Source organism: Streptomyces sp. NPDC017993 (assembly GCF_044328065.1).
Classification (GTDB): domain Bacteria; phylum Actinomycetota; class Actinomycetes; order Streptomycetales; family Streptomycetaceae; genus Streptomyces.
Window position 1 is genome coordinate 106,936 of sequence record NZ_JBIRGO010000009.1, and the last position, 11,278, is coordinate 118,213.

The following is an 11,278-nucleotide window of genomic DNA, read 5'->3' on the forward strand; positions in this document are numbered from 1 at the left end:
GAGCCGACGCGCCACCGGGCCGGCCGGTCTCATCGGCGCCCTCCTTCGCCCACGCACCTCAAGCCCCGACCCTCACCCCTCAACCCGAGCCGGAAAGGCGAACATCCATGGCCGACCCGCTGCTGTTCAACCCGAGCACCTACGACCCGGAGCACTTCGACCCCGAGACCCGCCGGCTGCTGCGCGCCACCGTCGACTGGTTCGAGGCCCGCGGCAAGCGCCGGCTGATCGAGGACTACCGCTCCCGTGCGTGGCTGGCGGACTTCCTTGCGTTCTCCGCCAAGGAAGGGCTGTTCGCGGCCTTCCTCACCCCGGCGTCCGCCGCGGAGGGGCACGAGGACAAGCGCTGGGACACGGCCCGGATCGCGGCTCTCAACGAGATCTTCGGGTTCTACGGCCTGGACTACTGGTACGCGTGGCAGGTCACCATCCTCGGACTCGGCCCGGTCTGGCAGAGCGACAACGCCGCCGCCCGCACCCGCGCGGCGGAACTCCTCGACCAGGGCGAGGTGTTCGCCTTCGGCCTCTCCGAGAAGGCGCACGGCGCCGACATCTACTCCACCGACATGCTGCTGGAGCCGGACAGTGACGGGGCCGGCGGCTTCACGGCGAGCGGCTCCAAGTACTACATCGGCAACGGCAACGAAGCCGGACTCGTGTCCGTCTTCGGCCGCCGCACTGACGTCGAGGGCCCCGACGGCTACGTCTTCTTCGCCGCCGACAGCCGCCACCCGGCCTACCACCTGGTGAAGAACGTCGTCGACTCCTCGAAGTACGTCAGCGAGTTCCGCCTCGACAACTACCCGGTCGGGCCCGACGACGTCCTGCACACCGGCCGCGCCGCCTTCGACGCCGCGCTCAACACCGTCAACGTCGGCAAGTTCAACCTCTGCACCGCCTCGATCGGCATCTGCGAGCACGCGATGTACGAGGCCGTCACCCACGCGCACAACCGGATCCTCTACGGCCGCCCCGTCACGGCATTCCCGCACGTGCGCCGCGAGCTGACCGACGCGTACGTCCGCCTCGTCGGGATGAAACTGTTCAGCGACCGGGCCGTCGACTACTTCCGCTCGGCCGGCCCCGACGACCGCCGCTACCTCCTCTTCAACCCGATGACGAAGATGAAGGTGACCACCGAGGGCGAGAAGGTCATCGACCTGATGTGGGACGTCATCGCGGCCAAGGGCTTCGAGAAGGACACCTACTTCTCCCAGGCCGCGACCGAGATCCGCGGACTGCCGAAGCTGGAAGGCACCGTCCACGTCAACCTCGCCCTGATCCTCAAGTTCATGGGCAACCACCTGCTGAACCCGGCCGACTACGAGGCGGTGCCGACCCGCCTCGACGCGGCCGACGACGCGTTCCTCTTCCAGCAGGGACCGGCCCGCGGCCTGGGGTCCGTGCGGTTCCACGACTGGCGCACCGCCTACGACGCGTACGCCGACGTGCCCAACGTCGGCCGCTTCCGGGAGCAGGCGGACGCGCTGTGCGAGTTCGTCACCACCGCCGCGCCCGACGCGGAGCAGGCCCGCGACCTCGACCTGCTGCTCGCCGTCGGCCAGCTGTTCGCGCTCGTCGTGCACGGTCAGCTGATCCTGGAGCAGGCGCGGCTGACCGGCCTTGAGGAGGACGTGCTCGACGAGCTCTTCGCCGTCCTCGTCCGCGACTTCTCCGCGCACGCCGTCGAACTGCACGGCAAGGACTCCGCCTCCGCGGACCAGCAGAGCTGGGCGCTCGGCGCGGTCCGGCGTCCGGTCGTCGACGACGCCCGTTCGGCCCGCGTCTGGGAGCGCGTCGAGGCCCTGGCCGGGGCGTACGAGATGGCGCCGTAGCCACGAAGTGACCGGCCCGGCTCTTGTGCGCCGGGCCGGAGGGGCGGGCTCGGCCGGCATTCACGCGATGCCGGCCGAGCCCGCCGTGCGTTCTCTCAGCGCGTGACCACGAAGGAACGGCCCTTCTTCGCATCGGCGCCGCACGACGCCTTCTCCTCGGCGGTCATCTTCCGCGACTTCACGATCACCGCGTTGCCCTGCCCGTCCGTGCCGTTCGGCGCCGGGCCGGTGACGGTCTCGGGCACGAACCAGTAATAGTGGTCCCACTTCGGGCTGTCGTAGTGGGTCTGCCAGGTGCCCGAGACCTTCTGCATCACCTGCGCACGGGAGATCCAGCCCACTTCACCCGGCTTCACCGTCATGTTGAGGGAGCTGTTCTCGGTGTGCGAACTCGTCCAGGTGTGGCTGTAGGTGGCGGTCACGCTGAGGTCGATGAGGCCGGCGATCTTGCCGCCCGCGGTGACCGAAACCCCTGCCGAGTCCGTGGCGCCCACGGTGTCGGACCAGCCCATCGACTGACTGGCGTCCGAAGTGCTGCAGTTGTAGAGCGAGTCGGAGACCTGCCGGAAGTCACCGAGGTACGCCTTGCCGAGGGTCGGCTCGTTGAAGGTGCACTTTCCCTCTCCGGACGCGCAGTCGGCTATCAGCTGCTCCCGGGTGGGTTCTTCGGTGGAGGCGGCCGCGGCGGGCAGTGCCATCGCTCCGACCATGCCCAGGGCTGCCGTCGACAGCGCGAGCGCCCGACTTCCGTATCGGGTCCTGCGGGTTCTTGCCATAGTGCTCATACCTCTCGCCTGGCATTGCGGAAGCGGCGGTTCGCGAGTGCCGCGTTCGCCGCCTGTTGCCGTCGAGACTGGAGTGAAAATTGATTCAACTACACCAAAGTTCAGCAAAGTTGTAGTTGATGACGAAACAGATGCTTTGGGGGAATCGAAGGGGAGGCAGCCTCAGGTGCGGCCGATGTCAGCACGGGCGAGGGCCGCGACCGCAGGATGCTGAAAGCTCGTCATGTGGCCGATGCGCTCAGGCAGAAGGTCGCCGGCCCGCCCGCCACTCGGGCGCGAGCACCGCCCAGATCTCTTCGTCGTGCCGCTTCCCCTTGTGGAGATAGCTCTCCCGCAGCACGCCGTCCCGCGTCATCCCCAGCCGCCGGGCCACGGCGATGCTGGCCTCATTGCCCACCGAGACCCACCACTCCACGCGATGGATGCCCCGCTCCTCGACGGCCCAATCGATGAGCACGCGCGCGGCCCGGGTCACCAGCCCCCTGCCGACCGCCGACGGCTCCAGCCAGCAGCCCGCCTCGGCGGTGCCCTGCTCGACGTCCATCGTCCGGAGGATGACGGCGCCGACCAGCTTGCCGTCCGACCGGATGCCGTGGATCCGCCCGGTGTCGGCCGCGGCCTTCTCCGCGTACGCCTGGAGGAACGCCCGGCTCGACTCCAGGTCGGTGACGATGTCGGGCAGCGCGTTGTGCTGCCCGATGTACTCCCGGCCCCGGTCCATGTGGGCCAGAAACTCCTCCGCCTGCCACGGTTCGAGTGGGCGCAGCTCCGCGCCGTCGTCGCCCAGGGATACCGCGTACATCGTCCCCTTCAAGGTTCGGAAACCGGTGCGCATCGAAGGGATCTTCGCACGGGCATCCGCGGCGGCGGGGGCGCACGACCAGGAACGGGGCCCGCCTCACCCCGGTGCGCGAGGCAAGCCCGCGCCTCTCCTCCCCGGCTCCCCGGCCTCCCGGCACGACGAAGGCGCCCGACGGGCCGCAGCTCGTCAGACGCCTTCGGCGGGAAGATCAGGAACGCGGACGGCCCGGCTGATCGCCGCTCTCCGCGTCCTTCTCCTTGTTCTTCTCCTTGATCCGCGTGGCCTCCTTGCGGACCTCGGCCTGGGTGGCCCTCTCCCGCTCGAGCCACTCGGGGCCCTCCTGCTTCAGCGCCTCGATCTGCTCCGTGGTGAGCGGGTCGGTGATGCCGCCGCGGGCGAGCCCGGAGATGGAGATGCCCAGCTTCGCCGCGACCACCGGCCTGGGGTGCGGGCCGTTGCGCCGCAGTTCCACCAGCCACTCGGGCGGATCGGACTGGAGGGCGTTCAGCTCGGTGCGGGAGACCACACCCTCCTGGAACTCGGCGGGGGTGGCCTCGAGGTACACGCCCAGCTTCTTCGCCGCGGTGGCGGGCTTCATCGTCTGGGTGGATTGGTGCGACGTCATGGTGTCAAGGGTATCGACCGTGTGCGCTACCTCCGACCACGGACCGGTAACCTGGCGGAGTGACACGCTCGGAAGTAACCCCGTCATTCCGGCTCGCGTACGTCCCCGGCGTGACGCCCACGAAGTGGGTGCGGATCTGGAACGAGCGGCTGCCCGACGTCCCACTGACCCTTGTCGCGGTGCCCGCCGCCGCGGCCTGCGAAGCGCTGCGGGACGGCGACGCCGACGCCGGATTCGTACGGCTGCCGGTCGACGGGGCGGACCTCAGCGCGATCCCCCTCTACACCGAGACGACGGTGGTCGTGGTCCCGAAGGACCACGTCGTGGCGGCGGTCGACGCGGTCTCCGCGGAGGATCTCGCCGACGACATCATGCTGCATCCCCTCGACGACACCCTCGTCTGGGAGAGCCGGCCGGGCCGGCCGGCGAACGAGCGCCCCGCCACGACGGCGGACGCCATCGAGCTGGTGGCGGCAGGGGTGGGACTGCTGGTCGTGCCGCAGTCACTCGCCCGCCTGCACCACCGCAAGGACCTCACCTACCGGCCGGTCGCCGACGCCCCCGAGTCGCGCGTCGCCCTGTCGTGGCCGGAGGACGCCACCACCGACCTGGTGGAGCAGTTCATCGGGATCGTCCGGGGGCGGACGGTCAACAGCACACGTGGCCGGCCCCCGACCCCGGCGCAGCCGAAGAGCAAGCGCCCCGATACGGGTGGTGCGCAGCGGAAGCCCGCGGGCGGCAAGCCGACCGGCAAGAATCCACGGCGCGCTTCGGGCGGTCCCAAGGGCGGCAAACGCGGCAAACCCCGCCGTCGGTCGTAGTCCGGCCGTTCCGTTCGTGGCGCCGGCACCGCGTACCCGGACCCTCGGCTCGTCTCCCCGGCCGGGCCGCCCGGCCATTTGCCGAGGTCAGACGGCCCCTGGTGCTCCGGTCAGTCGGCGGGCTTCTCCCAGACCGAGACGTGCCCGTTGCTCTCGCTGGTGAAGGGCGCCCGGGTCCAGCCCTCCCACCGGTTGCGCAGCCGGAGCCCGGCGAGCCGCGCCATCAGGTCCAGCTCGGAGGGCCACACGTACCGGAACGGTATGGACCGGTGCTCGGCGTTCCCGTCGACGATCGTGACGTAGTGCGAACTCATGGCCTGGCTGACGACGTCGTAGGTGTCGAAGGCCCACCGCGTCGGGCTGATGTGGAACGGCACGGCGTCCTGCCCCGGTGGCAGACGGCGTAGCTCCGGCAGTCCCACCTCGATGACGAAACAGCCGCCGGGCACGAGGTGGGCGGCGGCGTTGCGGAAGCAGGCCACCTGGGCGTCCTGCGTCGTCAGATTGTTGATGGTGTTGAAGACCAGATAGGCGACCGCGAAGCTGCCGGGCACCCGCGTCGTCGCGAAGTCGCCGATGGTCGCCCCGATGGCATCGCCACCGGGCTTGGCGCGCAGCCGGGCCACCATGGCCCGGGACATGTCGATACCGTGCACCGGAACGCCGCGGCGGGCCAGCGGCAGCGCGATCCGGCCGGTGCCGATGCCGAGTTCCAGGGCACCGCCGTCGCCGGCGAGCTCGGCCAGCAGCTCGACCGCCGGGTCCACCGCCTCCGGCCGGAACATGTCCGCGGCGGACTCGTCATAGGTGGATGCGACGTCCGCTCCGAAGTAGCCGTCCTCGTCATGCATCCCCGGACCGTACCGCTCGCGGTTCTGCGGCGCGCGGGTATTTTCCCGGGGCGACCGTCTACGGGCGCAGTGGTGTCCTGCGCGGGCCGTGTGGCCAACAGGACGTCAGCTGCGATACTATTGATCTTGAACGCGCCGTTCACCATGTGACGGTGTGTCCGGCGTCGGTTGTCCAAGGAAAGACGCCCCGCTTCCTGCGGGGAGATGCAGGTGCAAGGCCTGCCCGGCGCTCCATCTCGGCCCCGTCCCCTCGCATCGTGAGGGGACGGGGCCGTTTGCACGTTCAGACGGCCGCCCAGCCGTCGTCGACCGGGAGGACGGCGCCGTTGACGAACGCGGCGGCGTCGGAAGCCAGGAAGACGATGGCGGCGGCCTGTTCCTCTGCGCTGCCCAGCCTGCCGATGTTCGCCCCGATCAGCTGACCTATCAGGGCGGGGCCGTGCGCCTCCGGTGCCGCGTCCACGCTGATGTTGGTCAAGGTGGGGCCGGGGGCTATGGCGTTGGCTCGGATGCCCTGCTTCCGGTACATCACGGCGAGATTCTTCACCAGGCCGGCCACGCCGTGCTTGGACGCGGTGTAGGCGGCGCCTGCCGCGCCGCCGCGCAGGCCGGCCTCCGAGGCCGTGAAGACGATCGAGCCGCGCCCGGCGGCGAGCATGTGCGGCAGCACGGCACGGGTCAGCAGGAAAGGCGCGGTCAGGTTGATCCGTATGACGCGCTCCCACTCCGCGTCGTCGGTCTCGCCCAAAGCGGACATCCGGTCCATGATGCCGGCGTTGTTCACCAAGACGTCCAGACCACCGAAGGCCGCGACGGCCCGCTCGACGACCGTGTCCACCACCTGCTGGTCGCTCAGGTCACCGGCGACGGCGAGGGCGCTGCCCCCGGCTTCCTCGATCTCCTGGACGACCTCTTCGGCGCCGCTCCCGTTCAGGTCGGCGACCAGCACCCGGGCGCCCTCCTCCGCGAATCGCAGGGCCGTGGCCCTGCCGATGCCGGACGCGGCCCCGGTGACAACGACACCGCGTCCCGCCAAACCCTTACTGGTCATGGTGAATCCTTTCCGTGGAGGGACTGAGGGGGCTTCCTTCGACGCTGCCGTCCTCGCGTGGCTCGCCGGCGGGCCGCTGTCCCGCACCGCGCGTATCGGTTCTCGGGGAGCGGGGGGACAGTCGCAGGACGGTCCCCTCTCCGTTGGCCGAGAGAAGAAGGCAGCCACCGGGAGCCGCGGCGAGGCCGGCGAACGGATCCGGCACGCCGGGCATGCCGTGGGTGAACAGTGCGGGGCGGGTGCGGCGGGCGGTGCCCGGGGGCAGGCCGACCGGCAGATCCTCGGCGTCGATCCGGTGTTCCCCGGTGGTGAGCGAAATGGCCAGCAACCTCCGCGAGCCCGTCTCCACGGTGAACACCTCGTCACCCAGCACCGTCAGTCCCTGAGGGGCGTCGAGTCCGTCCGCGACGGTGATCGCCCTTCCGTCCTCGATCCTGAGGACCGCCCCGAGCTGATCGTCACTCACAAAGCAGCGCCCCTCGCCGTCGAGGGCCACGTCCACGGGGTGGTCGAGTCCCTCGGCGAGCACGGTGACGGTGTCGTCGTCCGCCAGGGCGAGCAGCCGCCCCGCGCCCGTCTCGGCGACGATCAGCCCGCCCCCGGGCCGCGCGGCGATGCCCGTGGGTTGCCGCAGACCGCTCGCCCGGACGCGCGTGGTCCCGTGTGCGGGGTCGTAGGTGGTCACCTCGCCGTACTGCGAGGTGAGGTGCAGGAGTCCGTCCTGGGCGCTGATGCCGTGGGCGAAGGGCCGCAGGACGTGCGTGGTGACCCCGTCCGGTGCGTCCGCCGCGCGGCTATCGGGGCCGGCCACGCGGTAGTGGTCCGCGGCGTACACCGTGCCCGCCAGGTCGACGGTGACGCCGAAGGGGCCGTCGAGGCCGCGGGGCACGATCTCCCGGGTCCGGCCGTCGGGGTGCAGCTCCGTGATGCCGCCGCTGGCGAAGCTGGAGACGAACATCCTGTTCTCCGCGTCGAAGGCGGCGTTGTCGAGCCCCGCCAGGCCGCTGGTGACGACGGACCGGGAGCCCGTTCCGTGCAGATCGACGCGGGTCACGATGCCCGCTCGGCCCCGGGACAGCACCAGCATGACCCCGCCCCGGTCGAAGCGGACGGCGACCGGTTCGTGCACGTCCTCCGCGACGAGTTCGGGCTCTCCACCGTGGGGAGATATCCGCCAGACCTGTCCCGTCACCATGTGCGGGTAGTACAGGTGGCCGTCCGGGCCGAGTTGCATCGCGTTGCCCAGGGCCAGCCCCTCGGTGAGCACACGAGGGGAGCCGCCGCCGTCGGGGAACAGCTCCAGCAGCCGGCCGTTCATCCTCATCTCGTTGACGAAGAGCCGGTCGCCGACGCAGGCGATGCCGTTGGGCACTTTCACCTCGTCGGAGACGAGGGTGTACGCCCCCTGTGGGCTGCGACGCCACACCCTCCCCGGCACCAGATCGGTGATGTACATCGAGCCGTCCGGCGCGAAGGCGAGATCGTCCGGGGACTGGACCGGCCCGTCCATCGGCACCACCGTCTCGACGTCCCCTGTGGCGGGGTCAACGGCACTGATCCGGCCCGCCAGGAACTGCGCGGCGTACAGCCGCCCGTCGGGCCCGAACGCGACACCGTTCGAACCCCACAGCGCATTGGGTGTGTTGAGCCTCTGCACTTCCCAACGGGTGCGTGACCTCGGCTCGGACGCGGTCCTGCCGTAGCGGCTGGGGCGGTCCGTCATCGTCTCCTCCTACCCTCAGGCCCTCAGGCCCCTCAGGCCCGGTTCTGCTCGGCGTCGACGAGGACCTCGCTCATGCCGCCGTTCGCGCGCCATTCCCGGAGCAGGGCGTGGAAGGCGACCGGCCCGTCCCCGTAGCTCTCGCTGCGCTTCCTGGGCATGCCTTCGTTGTTGTAGTAGCCGGGCGTGCACTCGGCCTGGAACGCGTACAGGTCGGCGGCCTTCTCGCGGATCGTCTCGACCCACGCGGCCTCGGCCTCCGGGGCCGGATCCACATACCTCGCCTGCTTGGCGCGTGCCTCGGCGACGACCTCGGCGACGTGGGTCGCCTGCTCATCGAGGACGTGGACGAAGTTGACGGCGCTCGCGTTCTGCAGCGGGCCGAGCTGGAAGAGATTGGGGAAGCCGTGACTGTAGAAGCCGTGGAGCGTCCGCGGCCCTTCCTTCCACGCCTCGGTCAGGGCGACGGCCCCTCTGCCGTGCACCGGCAGACGCCCGGAGGTGATCCCCGAGCGGCCGACCTCGAACCCGGTACCGAAGATGATGCAGTCGACCTCGTACGCCATAGCGCCGACCACGACGGCGTTCTCGGTGATCCGCTCCACGCCGTGGCTGTCGGCCGTGTCGACCAGGGTGACGTCGGGGCGGTTGAAGGTCTCCAGATAACTGTCGCTGAACGTGGGCCGCTTGCACATGTAGCGGTACCACGGCTTGAGCAGCTCGGCCGTGCTCGGATCCGTGACGAGGGCGTCGACCCGGGCGCGGATCTCGTTCATCTTCCGGAAGTCGGCCATCTCGTAGGCACGTTCCCGCTCCTTCGGCGGCAGGGCCCGGTAGCCGTCGCTCGGGATGAGCTTCTGCTGGAGGCGGGCGCTGCTGGTCCAGCCGTCGTCGACCAGATCCTCGGTCACCCGGCCGCCGGTGACGAGGGTGAGGAAGTTGTCCCTGCGGCGCTGTTGCCAGCCGGGGGAGAGGGCGGCGGCCCAGTCGGGGTCCGTGGGGCGATTGCCGCGTACGTCGACCGAGGACGGCGTGCGCTGGAACACGTACAACTGCTGGGCGTCCGCGCCGAGGTGGGGTACGCACTGGATGGCTGTCGCGCCCGTGCCGATCAAAGCGACGCGTTTGTCGGCGAGCTTGTGCAGATTCCCGCCCGCGTCGCCACCGGTGTAGGCGTAGTCCCAGCGGCTGGTGTGGAACGTGTGTCCCTGGAAGGTCTCGATTCCCGGGATACCCGGGAGCTTGGCCTCGCTCAGCGTGCCACTGGCCGTCACCACGTACCGGGCGCGCATCCGGTCGCCCCGGTCGGTACTCACGAGCCACTCCGACGCGTCCTCGTCCCAGTGCAGCGCGGTGACCCGCGTCTGGAAGACGGCGTCGCGGTAGAGGTCGAAGGTCCGCCCGATGGCCTTCGCGTGCTGCCGGATCTCCTCACCCGGCGCGTACTTCCACTGCGGGACGTAGCCGACCTCTTCCAGCAGCGGCAGGTAGATGTACGACTCGATGTCGCAGTGGATGCCCGGATACCGGTTCCAGTACCAGGTGCCCCCGAAGTCCCCGCCCTTCTCGATCACCCGGATCGAGTCCACACCGGCCTGCCGCAGGCGCGCGCCCGCGAGCAGGCCGCCGAACCCGCCCCCGATGACGACCACCTCGACCTGGTCGTGCAGCGGCTCACGCGGGGGCGCGGCCTCGGTGTACGGGTCCTCGTCGTAGTAGCCGAACCGGCCGGTGACGCGCTGGTACTGGCTGCCGCCCTCCGGCCGGATCCTGCGGTCCCGCTCGGCCCGGTAACGGGCCCGGAGAACAGCCGGGTCGAAGCCGAGTTCCTGAGAGTCGGCAGGGGTGGCATCGGGGGAACCGTGGGGGCCGGGCATGGATGTCCCTCTTCCTTCGTGCGTCCTTCGTGCGTCCCTCGTGGGCCGAGCCGCTGCGCCGGCGCGAAGCTTCCGGTGGGCAACACACCTCTCCGAGGGCGGACTTGAGCAGGAGTGTGCATCGTACACATTGCATGTATCAAGCACATCGTGTGGTTGATACATCCGCGTGAGAAGATGGCGAGACGATGGGGTAGAGGTCAGGGGAGTGGGAGGCGGTGGGAGGCATGGTGAGGCCGACGCACGAGGTCGAGTACGAGCAGATGCTGCTCAGCCGTCACACGTTCTTGCACCAGCGAGGCGGGCGCCGTAAGGACGGCACCTTGGAGCGCAGCGCCTACATCCTCCTCAGCCGCATCCGCATGCAGGGACCGATGTCGATCGGTGAGCTGAGTGAGGCCTTCGGGCTCGACGCCTCCACCCTCAACCGGCAGACCGCCGCGGCGGTGCGCGCCGGACTCGCGGAACGCATTCCCGACCCCGACGGGGGCATGGCCCGCAAATTCCGCATCACCGACAAGGGCGCGGACATTCTCGACGAGGAACGCGAGGGCATCGTCCGTTCCCTGGATCAGATCCTGGTGGACTGGCCGGACGAGGACATCGCCGCCTTCGCCTCCTTCCTGAGGCGCTTCAACACCGACATCGAACGCATCGGCGGACGCCCGTGGCCGCGCCGGTGAGCCCTGTCGGGGCAGCACGGTAAACAGGCACGGCGCACGCCGGATTCTGCGGTGAGCCGGCCGAGCGAAGGCGCCTGAAACGGGCAACAGCTCGGTCAGGCACCCTTTTTGGTGACGCCGCGATCCGGGAAGGGGGCGCCCCGTTCGTCGCGAAGTCCCCGCTCTCTCGCGCATCAGCGAGATTTCATCGCCCTTTCAGCGCATTCCACCATGGTGGGCGAGTCGCCA

Annotated in this window: 10 protein-coding genes; 3 read left to right on the forward strand and 7 right to left on the reverse strand. The window is 70.0% G+C overall.

What is annotated here, in order from left to right; genetic code table 11:
* Window positions 1-107 precede the first annotated feature (107 nt).
* Window positions 108-1,835 (forward strand): acyl-CoA dehydrogenase family protein, encoded by a 1,728-nt coding sequence (locus tag ACH4FH_RS18300; RefSeq protein ID WP_398556879.1) that lies wholly within the window; start codon window positions 108-110, stop codon window positions 1,833-1,835.
* A gap of 95 nt (window positions 1,836-1,930) precedes the next feature.
* On the opposite strand, the gene ACH4FH_RS18305 is transcribed toward ACH4FH_RS18300, so the two are convergent.
* The 3 genes from ACH4FH_RS18305 to ACH4FH_RS18315 all read right to left on the reverse strand — a co-directional run bounded on the left by ACH4FH_RS18305 (window position 1,931) and on the right by ACH4FH_RS18315 (window position 4,047).
* Window positions 1,931-2,620, reverse strand: coding sequence for a hypothetical protein (locus tag ACH4FH_RS18305; protein WP_398556880.1), 690 nt, complete (start codon window positions 2,618-2,620; stop codon window positions 1,931-1,933).
* 238 nt (window positions 2,621-2,858) lie between these two features.
* A complete protein-coding gene (locus ACH4FH_RS18310; protein WP_398557107.1) occupies window positions 2,859-3,422 on the reverse strand; it encodes a GNAT family N-acetyltransferase in 564 nt (187 codons plus the stop codon).
* A 208-nt stretch (window positions 3,423-3,630) separates the two neighbouring features.
* Window positions 3,631-4,047 carry a DUF5997 family protein gene (locus ACH4FH_RS18315; protein WP_398556881.1) on the reverse strand — a complete coding sequence of 139 codons (417 nt, stop codon included), beginning with the start codon at window positions 4,045-4,047 and terminating at the stop codon, window positions 3,631-3,633.
* A 59-nt stretch (window positions 4,048-4,106) separates the two neighbouring features.
* On the opposite strand from ACH4FH_RS18315, the gene ACH4FH_RS18320 reads away from it, so the two are divergent.
* Window positions 4,107-4,868 (forward strand): LysR substrate-binding domain-containing protein, encoded by a 762-nt coding sequence (locus tag ACH4FH_RS18320; RefSeq protein ID WP_398556882.1) that lies wholly within the window; start codon window positions 4,107-4,109, stop codon window positions 4,866-4,868.
* A gap of 110 nt (window positions 4,869-4,978) precedes the next feature.
* Here the strand turns inward: ACH4FH_RS18320 and ACH4FH_RS18325 are convergent, their stop codons facing one another.
* From ACH4FH_RS18325 to ACH4FH_RS18340, 4 genes are all read right to left on the reverse strand, one after another.
* A complete protein-coding gene (locus ACH4FH_RS18325; RefSeq protein ID WP_398556883.1) occupies window positions 4,979-5,719 on the reverse strand; it encodes a class I SAM-dependent DNA methyltransferase in 741 nt (246 codons plus the stop codon).
* Window positions 5,720-6,002: 283 nt separating this feature from the next.
* Window positions 6,003-6,770, reverse strand: coding sequence for an SDR family NAD(P)-dependent oxidoreductase (locus tag ACH4FH_RS18330; protein WP_398556884.1), 768 nt, complete (start codon window positions 6,768-6,770; stop codon window positions 6,003-6,005).
* Window positions 6,760-8,493 carry a hypothetical protein gene (locus ACH4FH_RS18335; RefSeq protein ID WP_398556885.1) on the reverse strand — a complete coding sequence of 578 codons (1,734 nt, stop codon included), beginning with the start codon at window positions 8,491-8,493 and terminating at the stop codon, window positions 6,760-6,762. Before ACH4FH_RS18335 ends, ACH4FH_RS18330 begins: the two co-directional genes overlap by 11 nt.
* Before the next feature lie 32 nt (window positions 8,494-8,525).
* Window positions 8,526-10,367 carry a flavin-containing monooxygenase gene (locus ACH4FH_RS18340; protein ID WP_398556886.1) on the reverse strand — a complete coding sequence of 614 codons (1,842 nt, stop codon included), beginning with the start codon at window positions 10,365-10,367 and terminating at the stop codon, window positions 8,526-8,528.
* 227 nt (window positions 10,368-10,594) lie between these two features.
* Between ACH4FH_RS18340 and ACH4FH_RS18345 the strand changes: the two genes are divergently transcribed.
* On the forward strand, window positions 10,595-11,050 hold the full coding sequence (locus tag ACH4FH_RS18345) for a MarR family winged helix-turn-helix transcriptional regulator (RefSeq protein ID WP_398556887.1): 456 nt from the start codon (window positions 10,595-10,597) through the stop codon (window positions 11,048-11,050).
* The last annotated feature ends 228 nt before the right edge of the window (window positions 11,051-11,278 follow it).